This window comes from Bradyrhizobium sp. UFLA05-112 (genome assembly GCF_053572325.1).
In genome coordinates, this window is record NZ_JBANBK010000126.1 from 1 (window position 1) to 16,334 (window position 16,334).

Here is a 16,334-nt window from a genome sequence, read left to right on the forward strand (position 1 = left end):
CTGCCGATCTCACGCGTGCAGGACGTGTTCATGCCCGAGCGCGTCACCCGCGTGCCGCTCGCCTCCCGCGAGATCGCAGGTGTCTTGAACCTGCGCGGCCGCATCGTCACCGTCGTCGACATGCGCGCCCGGCTCGGGCTGCCGCGGCCCGAGGACGGCAAGCTGCCGATGGCGGTCGGTGTCGACCTGCGCGGTGAATCCTATGGCCTGCTGATCGACCAGATCGGCGAGGTGCTGCGTCTGCCCGAGGACGGCAAAGAGGAAAATCCCGTCAACCTCGACCCCCGCATGGCCAAGCTCGCCGGCGGCGTCCACCGTCTCGACGGCCAGCTCATGGTCGTCCTCGACGTCGATCGCGTCCTCGAACTCGAAACCAAAGTGCAAATGGCTGCGTGAGCCCAACAACATCGAAGCCGGAGAATAAAAATGAAGACATGTTTGGTCGTCGATGATTCCAGCGTCGTGCGCAAGATCGCGCGCCGCATCCTGGAAGGCCTGGAATTCGAAGTTACAGAAGCCGAGGACGGCTCGAGGGCGCTGGAGATTTGCCAGCAGAAGCTACCCGATGCCGTGCTGCTCGACTGGAACATGCCGGTCATGGACGGCTTCGAATTCATGGGCCATATGCGCCGCCTGCCCGGTGGCGACCGGCCCAAGGTGGTGTTCTGCACCACCGAGAACAACGTCGCCCACATCGCCCAGGCGCTCAGCGGCGGCGCCAACGAGTACATCATGAAGCCGTTCGACAAGGACATCATCGCCGACAAGTTCGCTGAAGTCGGCTTGATCCCGGTCGGACAAGCCTTTGCCTAAGCCTTCCTGGCCTGAGTGTTCCGGTAATCCTGAAAGAGGCTGCCCTGTGACCCCGCCCGAGTACGAGTATCTGCGGAAGTTCCTGAGAGACCATTCCGGTCTCGACCTGTCTGCCGACAAGCAATATCTGATCGAGAGCCGGCTATTGCCGCTCGCGCGCAAGGCCGGACTCTCCGGCATCGGCGAGCTCGTCCAGAAACTGCAAGCTGGTTCGAGCGCGCTGATCACCAGCGTGGTCGAAGCGATGACCACCAACGAGACCTTCTTCTTCCGCGACAAGGTCCCGTTCGATCATTTCCGCGATACGATCATGCCGGAGGTGCTGAAGGCGCGCGCGCCGCGCCGGAGCGTGCGCATCTGGTGCGCCGCCGGTTCGACCGGGCAAGAGCCCTATTCGCTGGCGATGAGCCTGAAGGAGATGGGCGCGGCGCTCACCGGCTGGCGGGTCGAGATCATCGCCACCGACCTGTCGCAGGAGGTTTTGGAGAAATCCAAGGCGGGCATCTACAGCCAGTTCGAGGTGCAACGCGGCCTGCCCATCCAGCTCCTGGTCAAATATTTCAAGCAGACCGGCGAGACCTGGCAGATCAATCCCGAGCTGCGAGCCATGATCCAGCATCGGCAGCTCAACCTGCTGCACGACTTCTCCCAGCTCGGCACCTTCGATGTGATCTTCTGCCGCAACGTGCTGATCTATTTCGACCAGGAGACCAAGATCAACATCTTCAACCGCCTCGCGCGTCAGGTCGAGGGCGACGGCTTCCTGGTGCTCGGGGCGGCGGAAACCGTGGTCGGGCTGACCGACAGCTTCCGTCCGGTTCCGGAGCGGCGCGGCCTCTACAGGCCCAATGACACACGCAGCGCCGGCGCAAAGCCCGCGATGACGGCGGCGCCTCCGAGGACCGCTGCGATGGCAGGGCTGCGCGCATGAGCGAGGATGGCAAGGGTGCGGAACGTGTGACGTTCAGTCGCGGCTATGACGTCTGCATCATGGCGATCGACGGGACCTGGCGTCGCGATTGCAAGCTCAACGCGATTTCCGACACCGATGCCATCCTCACGGTCGAAGGCTCGATCCAGGGCCTGAACCTCAAGGAATTTTTTCTCCTGTTGTCCTCGACGGGCCTTGCCTATCGCCGTTGCGAGTTGGTGCGCGTCAACGGCGCGGAAATGGACATCCAGTTCCTGCGCGGCAAGAACAAGAAGAAACGCGCCGCCGCGGGTCATGACGCAACAGTCTGAGCACGGCAGCGGCCTCTTGCTCGCTTTCTTAACGCGTTGTGTCGGATTTGCTCAAAACATCCGATTGAATTCGCGGCCTCCATTTTACGCGGCCTAAGCGCGTGCGCTGTATGAATTGCCGGTCTCAATCGCAGGATCCGGTAATGCCAAGAAGCTCCTTCTCCTCTCTCCCGTCAAACCTGTCCGATGCCGGCGAACGGCGCCCGCTGCAGCTTCTGGTCGTCGATGACGATGCCACGCAGCGTAGCCTGATCACGGTCGCAGCCAAGCATGCTGGCCATGAGGTGACCGTGGCGTCCTCGGTTTCGGAGGCGATCAGCAAACTTCGCGCCGGGCGCTTCGACTGTGTGACGCTCGATCTCGTGCTGGAGGACGGCGACGGCATCGAGGTGCTGCGCGTGATGTCGGAGGCGAAATTCGCGGGCTCCGTGATTGTCATCAGCGGCATGGATGCCCGGCGCCGCAGTGCCGCCCGCCACTTTGCCCGCTCCGTGGGGATCGAACTGCAGAGCCTGCCGAAGCCGCTGGATCTCGCGGCGCTCCGTATCAGCCTCGCCAATCTCGGCAAGACCACGATGGGTCTGCCGACGATGCATACCTGGGGCGGCGTCGCCACCGATGCAATCGTGGAGCGTCACCGCGCCTAAGACGCGCGGCATGCGCGCCGACTCAGCCGATCAGGCGCGGCTGCCCCGCCGCTGCGGTCGTGGTTTCAGCCAATCTGCCGGAATCAGAGAGCGATTTTAAGGCGACGTCGAGACCGACCCTGCAGGCGCCAAGCGCCGCGCTCGCCGTGGCGTAGCGGGGCGTGAGGTCGTCCAGCACGAAGACGTCGATGGAACCCGGCGGATCGCAGGCGTCAACCAGCATGATCGCGGCCTCGATCCGGCGTATGCTGGTCTCGATCTGCGCGATCAAAGAGCGAAGATCGGCCGCGATCAACTGACGGCTGTCGGAAATGGCCGCCGCGACACGCGGATCGGTGCCAGCAAAATTTTGCATGGATATTCTCCGTCCCCCAGCCATTAGGCACTACGCCGCTACTTGTGCGTTAACTTCATGTCCCGTACAAATGCGGGGTGGGCCGAATCCGTGCCGATCGCCAAAACGCTTGGCGCGGACACAAGTCTTCTCATGCCGGATGGACGTGGCACATGGCCGAAAAAACCTCCCGTGGCGAGATCTTTGTGGTCGACGACGACCCTGCCGTTCGCGACACCCTGTCGATGGTGTTGAAGGCGGCGGGCTATGAGGTGATCTGTTTTGCCGACGGCGCCGCGCTGCTCGCGGTCGCGCGAAACCGCACGCCCGCCGCGATCCTTCTCGACGTCCACATTCCCGGCAAGTCGGGCCTCGACATCTTGAGGGAATTGCACGGCGAGGATTATCCCGCGCCGATCTTCATGATCTCCGGGCAGGGCGATATCTCGATGGCGGTCAGCGCCATCAAGAACGGCGCACTCGACTTCATCGAGAAGCCGTTCCGCGGCAGCGAGATCGTCAACCGGCTCGACGAGGCAATTGGGGCGTATGCACGTCGGCAGGCGGAGAGCGCCTCGCCCAAGTTCGGTCAGCTCCACTTTCCCGGACGCGAGCCCCTGACCCGGCGTGAGCGCGAGGTGCTCGAGCAGTTCGCCGCGGGTGCCTCCAACAAGGAAGCCGGCCGCACGCTCGGGATCAGTCCGCGCACCATCGAGGACCATCGCGCCAACATCATGAAGAAGCTCGGTGCCCGGAACGCGGCCGATCTGATCCGCATCGTGATGACGGCCGCGCAACGCGCGTCGTAGACGCTCCTCTCTCGTGCCCCGGACGCAGCGCGTCACGCAGTGATGCGCTGCTGAGCCGGGGCCCATCTCTCCAGTTTAGAGCAAGCGTTGTGGGTCCCAGCTCTGCACAGCAGCGCTGGCGCGCTGCAGTGCGTCCGGGACACGAGAGAAAGCTCGAAACGCTTGCCTCAGCCGCCCAGCGCCTTGCGCAAAATCCTTGCGAGATCCGACTTGCGGTACGGCTTGGCGAGCAGCAGCACGCCGGAGTCCAAGCGTCCGTGATGGATGATCGCGTTCTCGGTATAGCCTGATGTGTAGACCACTTTGAGATCTGGCCTGGTCTTCAGGATTTCGTTGGCAAGCTGCCGGCCGTTCATCTTGCCCGGCATGATCACGTCGGTGAACAGGAGGTCGAACGGCTTTCCGGCCGCGACGATTGCGAGCGCGTCAGCCGCATTGGCCGCCTCCAACGTCGCGTAGCCCAGCGAGTGCAGCTGCGCCAACACATAGTCGCGCACCAGGCGGTCGTCCTCGACCACCAAGATCGTCTCGTCTCCGCCCTCGAGTGTGGCCGGCGTCACGCCCTCGCTGCTCGCAGTCGCCGTCACGCCAGGCGGCAGGTACATCTTGATCGTGGTGCCGTGTCCCTCTTCGCTGTAGATCCTGATATGGCCGGCGGACTGCTTGATGAAGCCATAGACCATGGAGAGGCCGAGCCCGGTGCCCTTGCCGGGTCCCTTCGAGGTGAAGAAGGGATCGAACACCCGGTCCAGGAGCTTTGCCGGAATGCCGGCGCCGGTATCGCTGACCGCGATCAGCACGTAGTGACCGGGGCGGATGTCGTTGATGTTGGCGTAGACCTCGTCGAGATAGGCAGCTCCCGTCTCCAGGATCAGCTTGCCGCCGTTCGGCATGGCGTCGCGGGCATTGAGCGCCAGATTGAGAAGGGCGGTGGTGAGCTGGTTGGGATCGACGATCGCCACGCAGCCTTCCGCCTCGAACACGGATTCGATCTGGATCTGCTCGCCCAGCGTCGGGCGCAGCAGCTTGGCCGTGTCGACGATCAACGAATTGACGTCGATCTCGCGCGGTTGCAGCGGCTGCTTGCGCGCAAAGGCGAGCAGGTGCTGGGTCAGCTCGGCGCCGCGCGCTGCGGCCTCGTCGATCATCTTGGTGATGGCGGCAAGCTGCGGCTCCTTCTCGACTGCTTCCGCCAAAATCTCGATCGTCCCGGTAATGACGGTGAGGATGTTGTTGAAGTCGTGCGCCACGCCGCCGGTGAGCTGTCCGACCGCCTCCATCTTCTCGGCGTGGCGGATACGTTCCTCGGCCGCGATCTTGTCGGTGAGGTCGCGGTAAAAGACATTGAACAGCAGTCCTTCGCGACGGTTCAGCGCGGTGACGCTCAGCTCGGCCTCGAACTCCTTGCCGTCTCGGCGGCGGACCATCATCTCGCGCCGGCGCTCGAGGAGCGTGCCGTCTCCCGAGGTCACGAAGCGTTGCAGACCGGCCTTGATCGTTTCGCGCTCGCTCTCGGCGACGATCAGGTCGATGTTGTTCCTGCCCAGTGCCTGGTCACGCGACCAGCCGAACAGCTTTTCTGCCTGCGAGTTCCAGGCCAGGATGGTGCCGTTCTCGTCGGTCTGGACGAAGGCGTCGAGCGATGTCTCGATGATGTTGCGGGCGAGCTGCTCGCTTTCCCGTAGCGATTCCTGTGCAAGCCGGGCTTCGGTCATGTCGCGCCCGACGAAATAGAAGCGCTTCATCTCGGCAGACCAGGTCCCGAGCCAGGAGAGCCAGACCTCGTGCCCGTCCTTGTGGAGGCAGCGAGTGTCGGCGAGCTTCGGCCGTTCGCCGCGCCGCAAGGCCCGCATATCCTCGCGTGACCGCTCCAGATGATCGGAATGGATGAAGTCGGCGCCGCTGCGGCCGACCATCTCCTGCGGCCGATATCCGAGGATGGCTTCGGAGCTCGGACTGATCTGGGCGACATAGCCCCTCGCATCCATGATCATGATCAGGTCCTGCGAGGCGTCGAAGATCCGCCGGCGTTCCTCAAGCTGTTGCTGTAGCGCCCGCTCGGTGCGTCTGGCTTCGGTGATGTCACGAGCCGATCCGGACGCGCCGATGATCTCGCCGCCAGGACCCTTGATCGGCGACAGGCTGAGCGCGATCTCGACAGGGGTGCCGTCCTTGCGCAGGCGCACCGTCTCGAAGCGCTCGATCGGCTCGCCGCGTGCGATCCGTCGCAGATAATCCTTGCCCTGCTCGCGGCGGTCGGGAGGCACGATGATCGAGGTGTGCTTGCCGATCGCCTCGTCCGCCGAATAGCCATAGAGCCGTTCCGCCGCGGGATTCCAGCCGGTGATGATGGCGTCGAGCGACTGCATGACGATTGCATCGTCGGAGGATTCGACCGCAGCATTGAACAGGCGCTCGCGCGCGGCATGATGGCTTCGCGCGGCCTCAGTGCGGCGGTGCTCGCGGACCTCGCGTTCGAGAGCCGCGGTCTTGGCCTGCACCTCCGCTACCATGCGCGCGAAGGCCCGTGCGAGTGCGCCGGTTTCGCCCGGCGCATCGACCGGAATGGCGATCTCGCCGCCTCGGCCGACGGTCTCGACGGCGCGCGTCAGTTGCACGACCGGCCGTGTCAGGGTTCTCGCGAGGAGGAGCGCCAACGCGGCTGCGCCAAGCACCGCAATCAAGCCGACCGACAACGTCGTGTTCTGGATCGCCGCGGCGAAACGGGCGAAAGTCGTGTTGGGGGCAATCTCGATGATTCCGAGCCACTCTTTGCCGGCTAGTAGCGCCGGCGCGAAAGCTGCGCCGCCAACCCGGCCTCGCGCATCCCTGACGACTTGGCCAGCACCCTTGCTGGCCCCGATCAGACCCGCAAAATAGGGAAAATCCTTCACCCAATTGTTGGGCTCGCCGCGCGCAAGGCCGAACTCGCGGCTGCGGTCGGGATGCACGATATAGTCGCCGCGCGCATTCACGACGTAGAGCTGCTCGCCCGGGCGGACCAGCGAACGGAGACGCTCCAGCGCCGGACGCATATCGACATTGACGAGGATGATTCCGAACGGCTTGCCGTCCGGCGTGAACAGCGCAGAGGCCACGCGCAGCGTCGGTGTGTGGGCTGTCGTCGTGCCGCCCCGATCACTCGCCGGTTCGAGTTGCGAGACGTAGAGCTCGCCCGGGGGAAGACGAATCGTGTCCTGGAAGTAGGTGCGTTCACCCTTGCGTTGGAGCTCGTCATTCGGAGCAACCCGCGCCGAGCCGCCGGGGCCGGTTCGGTCCACCCGGACCAGCTCCGGCTCGCTCTCCTCGACACCGATAATACGAAACTGCGCGTAAGCCGGCTTGGAATCGATCTCGGCGGCAAGGCGCGCCGCGAGGCGGTCGCGCCAGGTTTTCTCGGACACGCCATCCTGCGTGTCGGTCCCGCCCGCAATATGCGCGCGGATCAGGCCGTTGAGTGCGGCTGCCGCGCGGTAGCTGGCGATATCGCCGCGCGCGCCGGCGACGTAGCCTTCGATGTCGGATGCCAGCAGCCGCGAGTGGGTCTCGAGCCGATCGATCACCCGCGGCAGAACGGCCTGCTCGACGCTCGAGGAGCTCAGCCAGCCCACCGCAGCCACGGTCACCGCAACCAGCAGAGTCATGGCGATAGCGAGCCGCGTCGCCAGCGTCATGTCGCGCGTCTCGCGGTTTCGGGCACGGTTCGGCTTGTCCTGGTGCGTCGCAGAACCGCTGCCCTCATCATCTGCCGCTGGTGCTGGCATCAGGAGTCCTTGGCTTCCTCGCCTGGAGGCAATCGTCGACGGCCGCAAGCAGCGCCCCGGGGCGGAACGGCTTGGGCAAGCTCGCCACTGCGCCGAGCCTCGTCGCCATCTTCAGGAAGTCCGGCTCGGCGTAGGCGTCGGGCGCGGCCGACCGGCCGGAAATCACGATGATCGGCACCGCCGGCGCTCGCGCCCGGATGTGCCGCATCGTCTCCAGTCCATCCATTCCGGGCATGAAAATATCCAGGAACAACAGCTCGAACTGACCTGCCTCGAACAGTGCAAGGCCCTGGCGGCCGTCGCCGGCGACCGTTACGCGGTGACCAGCCCTCTCCAGCAGCAGCCGGATCGTCATCTGAACGGCCGGATCGTCATCCACGATCAGGATGTTGGCCAAGTTCCAGTCCCCCGAGCCTGGTCCAGGTCGACCATGTCGGTCGAAGCAGGGACTGGGAAATTGTTGCGCGGATTCCGCGTAACCTGCAAGCACTTCGCGACGATGGAATGTGTCCTGTGGCGCGGCTCGGACGAGAGCTACCCATATGCGCGCTTGTAAGCCTACCATGTTACAGCCGGTGGCTGTACCGCGCCTAGTCGCTCAGATATTCCGGATAACGCGCCCGGATCCTGTCGAGCTCGCTGAGCGTGCCTGACAGATGCGTACGCAAGTGCTGCTGCGCGGTAACGGCGTCGCCGGCCTCGATCGCGCGGGTGATCAATCTGTGGTGCCGCACGATGTTCTGGGCCTTGCCGGGGGAGGGCAGGTGCAGCCGCCGCAAACGGTCGATATGTCCGCTGCGGCTGCGCACCAGCGTCCAGAGCTCCTGCTTCCCCGCGGCCGTGTAGAGCTGGGCGTGGAAATCATTGTCGCCAGCGATGAAGCTCTCGAAATCTCCGCCCTTGGCGAATTGCTGCTGGAGCGCGATCGCGTGGTCGAGGCGGATGATCAGGGATTCGTCATGGTTCTCCGCGAGCAGCCGCACGATCTCGAGCTCCAGCGCCTGGCGCAGGAAATGCGCCTGCTGGGCGCGGCCGACATCGACCCGGCTGACCACCGTCGCGTGCTGCGGAAACACGTCGACGAGCCCTTCTTCCTCAAGCCGCATCAATGCGTCGCGGATCGGCGTCGAGCTGACGCCGAATTGCGCGGCGAGAGCGGCGCGCGACAGCGGCGAGCCCGGCGGCAGATCAAGGGACAGGATCGCATTGCGCAGCCGCTCGAACACCTGTGGGGCGGCCTGCCGGGCGCGGTCGAGCCGCGCGCCGGGACGGGTCGCCGCGCGAGGCGCGGTATGGGGCACTTCCATGGCGGCGGCTCCGCGCGCTTGCCTTTGATGCACTAATGCATTAGTGCATCAGTAGCGCCGCTCGTCAATGCCGGCCGGAGGAAACGAACAACAATGATCAAGCAGTTCCAGCATGGCTTCGTTGCCGTCGCCCTGATCGTCGCCGTAAGCGCCACTCTGGCCGTATCGGCGGCCCCCGCGAGAGCGCAGCAGAAGTCCGAGGTCGCGCTGTCGCGCCAGCCCGGCATCTTCTACATGCCGAGCCACATCATGGAAAAGCAGAAGCTGATCGAGAAGCATGCGGCTTCGCTCGGCGTATCAGGCGTTACCACCAAATGGATCACCTTTTCCGGCGGCGGCGCGCAGACCGACGCTCTGCTCGCGGGCGGCGTCGACATCCTCAACACCGGCACCGGCAATCTCCTGCTGCTGTGGGATCGCACCCGCGGTGGTGTGAAGGGCATCGTCGCCACCTCGGCGCAGCCGATGACGCTGATCAGCAGGGATCCCAATATCAAGTCGATCAAGGATTTTGGCCCGACCGACAAGATCGCGGTCCCGACGGTGAAGGTCTCGACCCAGGCCATCGTGTTGCAGATCGCAGCTGCCGAAGCCTTTGGCGCCGATCAGTGGTCGAAGCTCGATGCCAACACGGTGCAGCTCGGTCACCCCGACGCCTATGCCGCGCTCGTCAATCCCAAGCACGAGGTGCACAGTCACTTCTCGATTCCGCCGTTCAGCTTCCTCGAGCTGAAGAACGTGCCGGGCGCGCATGTGGTGCTGAATTCACCCGACGTGATGGGCGGACCTCTGAGCCAGGCGCAGTTCTTCACCACCACAAAATTTGCCGACGCCAATCCAAAGATCATCCAGGCCGTGCGCGACGCGACCAAGGAAGCGCAGGACCTGATCCGCAGCGACACCAGGCAAGCGGTCGAGATCTACAAGGAGGTCACCGGCGACAAGACCTCGGTCGAGGAGCTGCTGGATCTGCTCAAGCAGCCCGGCATGATGGAATGGAATCTCGAACCGCAGGGCACGATGAAGTTCGCCGCCCACCTGTTCAAGACCGGAACGCTGAAGACCCAGCCGAAGGCGTGGACGGACTATTATCTCCCCGTTGCGCACGATCTGAAGGGCAGCTGAGCCCATGGCGCTTCTCGATGTCAGCGGGGTGACGCTGCGCTACAAGACCTCGAGCGCCGTCGTCACCGCGACCGAAAAGGTCTCTTTCACCGTCGACAAGTCCGATCGCTTCGTGCTGCTCGGACCGTCCGGCTGCGGCAAGTCGACTCTGCTCAAGGCAGTCGGCGGCTACATGATTCCGAGCGAAGGGCGGATGGCGATCCAGGGACGCGATATCGTCGGTCCCGGCGCGGACCGGATGATGATCTTCCAGGAGTTCGACCAGCTCCTGCCCTGGAAGACCGTGCTCGCCAACGTGATGTTTCCGCTCCTGACCGCACGGCGGCTGCCGCGCAAGGAGGCCGAGGCGCGTGCGCGAGCCTATATCGAGAAGGTCGGGCTGACCCGCGTGGTCGATGCCTATCCGCACACGCTCTCCGGCGGCATGAAGCAGCGCGTCGCCATCGCCCGCGGCATGGCGATGGAGCCGGACATTCTGCTGATGGACGAGCCTTTCGCGGCGCTCGATGCGCTGACGCGGCGAACCTGCCAGGACGAATTGCTCCAGCTCTGGAGCGAGACCAAATTCACCGTGCTGTTCGTCACCCATTCGATCGCGGAGGCGATCCGGATCGGCAACCGCATCCTGCTGCTGTCGCCGCATCCCGGACGCGTCAAGGCGGAGGTCGTCGATGTCGACCGCGTCTCCACCGACGATGGCAGCGCCGGGCGGCTGGAGAAGGAGATTCATGATCTCCTATTCTCGTCCGCGGCAACGGCACATTGAGGGAGCCGGTCATGAGCGAAGCGAGAATTCTGCTGCGAGCCGCATCGGCTGCGGACGCCGTCAGTGCCGGGGAAGTCGAGCGCAAGCTGAACGCCCTTGAGCTGTTGTGGAACGACGGCTTCATCCGCAAGGCCGTCATCATCCTGTTCCTGGCCGCAATCTGGGAAGCTTACGGCGTTTATCTCGATAACCCCCTGCTATTCCCGACGCTGCACGACACCATTGCCACGCTGTTCGAGCGCGTCAAAGACGGTACCATTCCGCTGCGCGCCTGGACTTCGCTCAAGGTGCTGTTCATGGGGTATTCGGCGGGCATCGCGCTCGCCGCCATCTTCACCGTGCTCGCGATCTCGACCCGTATCGGCACCGATTTCCTGGAGACGGTGACGGCAATGTTCAACCCGCTGCCGGCGATCGCGTTGTTGCCCTTGGCGCTGATCTGGTTCGGGCTCGGCAATGGCAGCCTCGTCTTCGTGCTGATCCATTCGGTGCTGTGGCCGGTTGCGCTCAATACTCACTCCGGCTTCAAGAGCGTGTCCAACACGCTGCGCATGGTCGGGCGCAATTACGGCCTGCGCGGATTGCCTTATGTCGCAAAGATCCTGATCCCGGCCGCATTCGGCTCGATCCTCACGGGACTGAAGATCGGCTGGGCCTTCGCCTGGCGCACGCTGATCGCGGCCGAGCTGGTGTTCGGCGTGTCCTCGGGGCAGGGCGGCCTCGGCTGGTTCATCTTCGAGAATCGCAACCTGCTCGACATCCCCGCGGTCTTCGCAGGCCTCTTGACCGTCATTATCATCGGGCTCTTTGTCGAGAACCTGATCTTCCGCGCCATCGAGCGGAATACCGTCCAGAAATGGGGTACCCAATCATGACCAAGAAAAAGACGCCCGATCAGCTCCGCAGCGCGCGCTGGTTCGCCCCTGATGACCTCCGTTCGTTCGGCCATCGCTCGCGCACCATGCAGATGGGCTACGCGCCGGAGGAGTGGAAGGACCGGCCGATCATTGCCATCCTCAATACATGGTCGGACGCGCAGCCCTGCCACATGCACTTCAAGTCGCGCGTCGACGACGTCAAGCGCGGCATCCTGATGGCCGGCGGTCTGCCGATCGAGTTGCCGGCGCTGTCGCTGTCGGAATCGCTGCTGAAGCCGACCACGATGCTCTACCGCAACCTGCTGGCGATGGACGCGGAGGAGCTGCTGCGCAGCCATCCCGTCGACGGCGTCGTGCTGATGGGCGGCTGCGACAAGACCACGCCAGCGCTGCTGTTGGGCGCCACCTCGATGAACATCCCCGCGATCTATCTGCCGGCAGGTCCCATGCTGCGCGGCAACTGGAAGGGCAAGACGCTGGGCTCGGGCTCCGACGGCTGGAAGTACTGGGACGAGCGGCGCGCCGGAAAGATCTCCGACAAGGACTGGGTCGATATCGAAGCCGGTATCGCCCGCAGCTACGGTACCTGCATGACCATGGGCACGGCCTCGACCATGACCGCGATTGCGGAAGCGATCGGCATGACGCTGCCCGGCGCCTCCTCGATCCCCGCCGCTGACGCCAACCACATCCGCATGGCCTCCGAATGCGGACGCCGCATCGTCGAGATGGTCTGGGAGGATTTGACGCCGAAGACGATCCAGACGCGAAAGGCGTTCGAGAACGCGATTGCGGTTGCGATGGCGATGGGCTGCTCGACCAATGCGATCATCCACCTGATCGCGCAGGCGCGCCGCGCCGGCCAGGACATCGGCCTCGATGACTTTGAGAAGGCCAGCCGCAAGGTACCCGTGATCGCCAACGTGCGACCGAGCGGCGATGCTTATCTGATGGAAGATTTCTTCTACGCCGGCGGCCTGCCGGCTCTGATGGAGCAGATCAAGCAGCACCTGCATCTGGATTGCGTCACGGTCACCGGGAAAACGCTTGGCGAGAACATCACCGGCGCTGAGGTCCACAATGATGATGTCATCCGCCCAGTCGACAATCCCATCTACAAAGAGGGCGCGCTCGCCGTGCTCAAGGGCAATCTTGCGCCGGACGGCTGCGTGATCAAGCCGAGCGCTTGCGCGCCGCGCTTCCTCAAGCACACCGGGCCGGCGCTGGTGTTCGATGACTATCCGTCCATGAAGAAGGCGGTTGACGATCCCGACCTCGACGTCACCGAGGATCATATCCTCATCCTGCGCAACGCGGGGCCCCAGGGCGGGCCGGGCATGCCGGAATGGGGCATGCTGCCGATCCCGACGAAACTCGTGAAGCAGGGCGTGCGCGACATGGTGCGCGTCTCGGACGCGCGCATGAGCGGCACCAGCTATGGCGCCTGTATCTTGCACGTCGCGCCGGAGTCTTATGTCGGCGGCCCGCTCGCGCTGGTGAGGAACGGCGACCGCATCACGCTCGACGTCGCCGCGCGCACCATCAATCTGGATGTGCCGGAGGCCGAGCTCGCCAAACGCCGCGCGGAATGGAAGCAGCCCGAGCGCCGCTTCGAGCGCGGCTATGGCTGGATGTTCACCAAACACATCAAGCAGGCCAATGACGGCTGCGACTTTGATTTCCTGGAGACCGGTTTCGGCGCACCGATCGGCGAGCCGTCGATTTATTGATCCGCCCGTCGTTCCGGGGCGATGCGAAGCATCGAACCCGGAACCCATTGCTCCGCAGCGTTTGCGGCCCGATGGATTCCGGGTTCGCGCTTCGCGCGCCCCGGAATGACGAAAGAGAGAGTGAGAACAAAATGACAAAACTCAGCGACGCCACCCGCAACAAGCTCAAGTCGGTCTCCACCGCCACCGTCGCCACCGCGCTGTTCAAGCGTGGCCTGCGCATCCAGATGATCCAGGATGTGCACCCCTTGAGCCCCGATCAGCCGACCATGGTCGGCGAGGCCTTCACGCTGCGCTACATGCCGGCGCGCGAGGATCTCAACACCATCGATGTGTTCAAGGACCGCTCCCACCCGCAGCGCAAGGCGGTGGAGGATTGCCCGCCCGGGGCCGTGCTGGTGATGGACAGCCGCAAGGACGCGCGCGCCGCATCCGCCGGCGCGATCCTGGTGACGCGATTGATGAAGCGCGGCGTCGCCGGTGTCGTCACCGACGGCGGCTTTCGTGATTCCGCCGAGATCGCCAAGCTCGGCTTCCCGGCCTTCCATCACCGCCCGAGCGCGCCGACCAACCTCACGCTGCACCAGGCGATCGAGATTAACGTCCCGATCGGCTGCGGCGACGCGCCGGTGTTTCCCGGCGACGTCATCCTCGGTGATGCTGATGGCGTGATCGTCATTCCCGCGCATCTCGCCGATGAGATTGCCAACGAGACGTTCGAGATGACCGCGTTCGAGGACTTCGTCACGGAAGAAGTCGGCAAGGGCCGTGGTATCTTCGGGCTCTATCCGGCCACCGACCCGCAGACACTCACCGACTTCGCGGCCTGGCGCAAGGCGAACGGCCGTTAGAGCATGATCCGGAAAAGTGTGACGCGGTTTTCCCTCGCGACAAACGCGGAACGCGTTTGTGCGGAGATCATGCTCAAACAACGACCTGAAGCGCGATGACGATCCTCATCGCGCTTTAGTCCGCATCAACCACATCGTCACACGGGCCGGCCGTCATAACGGTCGGTTCAGAGCCAATCAGGAAGGAAACCTCAATGAATCTGTCACGACGCGATCTCTTGGCCGGTGCTGGTGCAGCGGCGGCTTCCACGCTGCTGGCGCGCACCGCGGGCGCGCAGTCTTTCCCGTTCTCGCCGAACCAGCGCTATCCGGATCCCGCCGTGCAGATCCTCGATCCGGGCTTTGCGAAATACCGGCTCTATTCCTCGACGATCGAGCAGGTCGCGACCGGCATGCGCTGGGCCGAGGGGCCGGCCTATTTCCCGGAGGGCGGCTATCTCCTGTTCTCGGACATTCCCAACAACCGGATCATGAAGTTCGACGAGAAGACCGGGCAGACCAGCGTCTTCCGCAGCAATGCCAACTACGCCAACGACAATGCACGTGATCGCCAGGGGCGCCTGGTCACCTGCGAGCACTCCGTCACCCGCCGCATCACCCGCACCGAGAAGGACGGCAAGATCACGGTGCTGGCCGACAAGTTCGAGGGCAAGCGGCTGAACGCGCCGAACGACATCGTGGTGAAATCCGACGACAGCATCTGGTTCACCGATCCGACGTTCGGCATCAATGGCGAGTGGGAAGGCAAGAAGGAAAAGCCAGAGCAGGCCACCACCAACGTCTATCGCATTGCCAAGGACGGCAAGCTCACCGCCGTCCTCACCGATCTGGTCAATCCGAATGGCCTGGCGTTCTCGCCGGACGAGAAGAAGCTCTACATCGTCGAATGGAAGGGCACGCCCAACCGCAGCATCTGGAGCTACGATGTCGGCGACGACGGCAGCCTTGGCGGCAAGACCAAGCTGATCGACGCCGCCGACCAGGGCTCGCTCGACGGTTTTCGCGTCGACCGCGACGGCAATCTGTGGTGCGGCTGGGGCTCGAACGGCGCGTTGCAGTCTGAGCCCAACGACGTGGGCGGCCGCAAGGTCTACCAGCTCAAGGGCAAGTCCGAGGATCTCGACGGCGTGATGGTGTTCAATGCGGAAGGAAAGCCGCTCGCCTTCATCAAGCTGCCCGAGCGCTGTGAGAATCTCTGCTTCGGCGGTCCCAAGAACAACCGCCTCTATATGGCAAGCTGTCACTCCATCTACGCGCTCTACGTGGAGGCGCACGGGGCGGTGTAAGGGAACTATGTGGCGGTAGCTTGCGCCTTAATCTCCAATGTCGTCCTGGCTTTCGCCAGGACGGCGACGGGGAGGCAGCGAGGCCTATGCCTCCGCCATCCCCGCCGCCCACAGTGCAAACGCGTAGACGATCGCGACTTCATCCAGCCGGTCGAAGCGCCCCGATGCGCCGCCGTGGCCCGCGCCCATGTTGGTGCGGAGCAGGACCGGGCCACCGCCGCTCATGGTGGCGCGCAGGCGCGCGATCCATTTGGCGGGCTCCCAGTAAGTGACGCGCGGATCGGTCAAGCCGCCCATCGCCAGGATCGCCGGATAGTCCTTCGCCGCAACGTTGTCGTAGGGCGAGTAGGACAGGATGGTACGAAAATCCTTCTCGCTCTCGATCGGGTTGCCCCATTCCGGCCATTCCGGCGGCGTCAGCGGCAGCGTGTCGTCGAGCATGGTGTTGAGCACGTCGACGAACGGCACCTCCGCGACGATACCTGCGAACAGTTCGCCGGCGCGGTTTGCGACCGCACCCATCAGCATACCGCCGGCCGAGCCGCCGTGACCAATGATGCGCCTTGCGCTCGTGTACCTTGCCGCGATCAGCGCGCGTGCGCTCGCGGCGAAGTCGTCGAACGTGTTGGTCTTCTTCTCGCGCTTGCCGTCGAGATACCAGCCCCAGCCCTTGTCGGCGCCGCCGCGGATATGCGCGATGGCGTAGACGAAGCCGCGGTCGACCAGCGACAGGCGGTTGGTGTTGAAGGAGGCCGGCATCGCCGCGCCGTAGGAGCCGTAAC

Annotated in this window: 17 protein-coding genes; 12 read left to right on the top strand and 5 right to left on the bottom strand. The window is 64.3% G+C overall.

Annotated elements, in window-relative coordinates; translation table 11 throughout:
• The 5 genes from SO180_RS39285 to SO180_RS39305 all read left to right on the top strand — a co-directional run.
• Window positions 1-396: chemotaxis protein CheW (locus tag SO180_RS39285; RefSeq protein ID WP_449384154.1), on the top strand; the 396-nt coding region annotated here is incomplete at its 5' end.
• 30 nt (window positions 397-426) lie between these two features.
• Complete coding sequence (locus SO180_RS39290; RefSeq protein WP_449384155.1) at window positions 427-813, top strand: response regulator; 387 nt, start codon at window positions 427-429, stop codon at window positions 811-813.
• Between the two features lie 46 nt (window positions 814-859).
• Entirely contained in the window at window positions 860-1,744 is an 885-nt protein-coding gene (locus SO180_RS39295) for a CheR family methyltransferase (RefSeq protein ID WP_449384156.1), read from the top strand.
• Window positions 1,741-2,055 (top strand): PilZ domain-containing protein, encoded by a 315-nt coding sequence (locus SO180_RS39300; RefSeq protein WP_212402411.1) that lies wholly within the window; start codon window positions 1,741-1,743, stop codon window positions 2,053-2,055. The genes SO180_RS39295 and SO180_RS39300 overlap by 4 nt, the downstream gene beginning before the upstream one ends.
• Window positions 2,056-2,198: 143 nt before the next feature.
• The gene (locus tag SO180_RS39305; RefSeq protein WP_449384157.1) at window positions 2,199-2,702 is read left to right on the top strand and encodes a response regulator; all 504 of its coding nucleotides are present in this window, start codon (window positions 2,199-2,201) and stop codon (window positions 2,700-2,702) included.
• A gap of 22 nt (window positions 2,703-2,724) precedes the next feature.
• Here the strand turns inward: SO180_RS39305 and SO180_RS39310 are convergent, their stop codons facing one another.
• On the bottom strand, window positions 2,725-3,057 hold the full coding sequence (locus SO180_RS39310; RefSeq protein ID WP_449384158.1) for a hypothetical protein: 333 nt from the start codon (window positions 3,055-3,057) through the stop codon (window positions 2,725-2,727).
• Window positions 3,058-3,209: 152 nt separating this feature from the next.
• Between SO180_RS39310 and SO180_RS39315 the strand changes: the two genes are divergently transcribed.
• A complete protein-coding gene (locus SO180_RS39315; protein WP_449384159.1) occupies window positions 3,210-3,845 on the top strand; it encodes a response regulator transcription factor in 636 nt (211 codons plus the stop codon).
• A 167-nt stretch (window positions 3,846-4,012) separates the two neighbouring features.
• Here the strand turns inward: SO180_RS39315 and SO180_RS39320 are convergent, their stop codons facing one another.
• The 3 genes from SO180_RS39320 to SO180_RS39330 form a co-directional block, all read right to left on the bottom strand.
• A complete protein-coding gene (locus SO180_RS39320; RefSeq protein WP_449384160.1) occupies window positions 4,013-7,609 on the bottom strand; it encodes a PAS domain S-box protein in 3,597 nt (1,198 codons plus the stop codon).
• On the bottom strand, window positions 7,587-8,006 hold the full coding sequence (locus tag SO180_RS39325; RefSeq protein ID WP_449384161.1) for a response regulator: 420 nt from the start codon (window positions 8,004-8,006) through the stop codon (window positions 7,587-7,589). Before SO180_RS39325 ends, SO180_RS39320 begins: the two co-directional genes overlap by 23 nt.
• A 193-nt stretch (window positions 8,007-8,199) precedes the next feature.
• Complete coding sequence (locus tag SO180_RS39330) at window positions 8,200-8,916, bottom strand: GntR family transcriptional regulator (RefSeq protein ID WP_449384162.1); 717 nt, start codon at window positions 8,914-8,916, stop codon at window positions 8,200-8,202.
• 93 nt (window positions 8,917-9,009) lie between these two features.
• Between SO180_RS39330 and SO180_RS39335 the strand changes: the two genes are divergently transcribed.
• The 6 genes from SO180_RS39335 (at window position 9,010) to SO180_RS39360 (ending at window position 15,552) form a co-directional block, all read left to right on the top strand.
• Window positions 9,010-10,041, top strand: a complete 1,032-nt coding sequence (locus tag SO180_RS39335) for an ABC transporter substrate-binding protein (RefSeq protein ID WP_449384163.1) — start codon at window positions 9,010-9,012, stop codon at window positions 10,039-10,041.
• Between the two features lie 4 nt (window positions 10,042-10,045).
• Window positions 10,046-10,807, top strand: a complete 762-nt coding sequence (locus tag SO180_RS39340) for an ABC transporter ATP-binding protein (protein WP_449384164.1) — start codon at window positions 10,046-10,048, stop codon at window positions 10,805-10,807.
• Between the two features lie 11 nt (window positions 10,808-10,818).
• Entirely contained in the window at window positions 10,819-11,682 is an 864-nt protein-coding gene (locus SO180_RS39345; protein WP_449384165.1) for an ABC transporter permease, read from the top strand.
• Window positions 11,679-13,415, top strand: coding sequence for an L-arabinonate dehydratase (gene araD, locus SO180_RS39350; protein ID WP_449384166.1), 1,737 nt, complete (start codon window positions 11,679-11,681; stop codon window positions 13,413-13,415). Before SO180_RS39345 ends, araD begins: the two co-directional genes overlap by 4 nt.
• A gap of 131 nt (window positions 13,416-13,546) precedes the next feature.
• Window positions 13,547-14,266, top strand: coding sequence for a ribonuclease activity regulator RraA (locus SO180_RS39355; protein ID WP_449384167.1), 720 nt, complete (start codon window positions 13,547-13,549; stop codon window positions 14,264-14,266).
• 194 nt (window positions 14,267-14,460) lie between these two features.
• Window positions 14,461-15,552 carry an SMP-30/gluconolactonase/LRE family protein gene (locus SO180_RS39360; protein ID WP_449384168.1) on the top strand — a complete coding sequence of 364 codons (1,092 nt, stop codon included), beginning with the start codon at window positions 14,461-14,463 and terminating at the stop codon, window positions 15,550-15,552.
• A gap of 84 nt (window positions 15,553-15,636) precedes the next feature.
• On the opposite strand, the gene SO180_RS39365 is transcribed toward SO180_RS39360, so the two are convergent.
• Window positions 15,637-16,334: prolyl oligopeptidase family serine peptidase (locus SO180_RS39365; RefSeq protein ID WP_449384169.1), on the bottom strand; the 698-nt coding region annotated here is incomplete at its 5' end.

Excerpts from the sequence above, each read along its gene's own strand:
- SO180_RS39290 (WP_449384155.1), top strand. The coding sequence starts at position 427 with ATGAAGACATGTTTGGTCGTCGATGATTCCAGCGTCGTGCGCAAGATC.
- SO180_RS39300 (WP_212402411.1), top strand. The coding sequence starts at position 1,741 with ATGAGCGAGGATGGCAAGGGTGCGGAACGTGTGACGTTCAGTCGCGGC.
- SO180_RS39305 (WP_449384157.1), top strand. The coding sequence starts at position 2,199 with ATGCCAAGAAGCTCCTTCTCCTCTCTCCCGTCAAACCTGTCCGATGCC.
- SO180_RS39310 (WP_449384158.1), bottom strand. The coding sequence starts at position 3,057 with ATGCAAAATTTTGCTGGCACCGATCCGCGTGTCGCGGCGGCCATTTCC.
- SO180_RS39315 (WP_449384159.1), top strand. The coding sequence starts at position 3,210 with ATGGCCGAAAAAACCTCCCGTGGCGAGATCTTTGTGGTCGACGACGAC.
- SO180_RS39320 (WP_449384160.1), bottom strand. The coding sequence starts at position 7,609 with ATGCCAGCACCAGCGGCAGATGATGAGGGCAGCGGTTCTGCGACGCAC.
- SO180_RS39330 (WP_449384162.1), bottom strand. The coding sequence starts at position 8,916 with ATGGAAGTGCCCCATACCGCGCCTCGCGCGGCGACCCGTCCCGGCGCG.
- SO180_RS39335 (WP_449384163.1), top strand. The coding sequence starts at position 9,010 with ATGATCAAGCAGTTCCAGCATGGCTTCGTTGCCGTCGCCCTGATCGTC.
- SO180_RS39340 (WP_449384164.1), top strand. The coding sequence starts at position 10,046 with ATGGCGCTTCTCGATGTCAGCGGGGTGACGCTGCGCTACAAGACCTCG.
- SO180_RS39345 (WP_449384165.1), top strand. The coding sequence starts at position 10,819 with ATGAGCGAAGCGAGAATTCTGCTGCGAGCCGCATCGGCTGCGGACGCC.
- araD (WP_449384166.1), top strand. The coding sequence starts at position 11,679 with ATGACCAAGAAAAAGACGCCCGATCAGCTCCGCAGCGCGCGCTGGTTC.
- SO180_RS39355 (WP_449384167.1), top strand. The coding sequence starts at position 13,547 with ATGACAAAACTCAGCGACGCCACCCGCAACAAGCTCAAGTCGGTCTCC.
- SO180_RS39360 (WP_449384168.1), top strand. The coding sequence starts at position 14,461 with ATGAATCTGTCACGACGCGATCTCTTGGCCGGTGCTGGTGCAGCGGCG.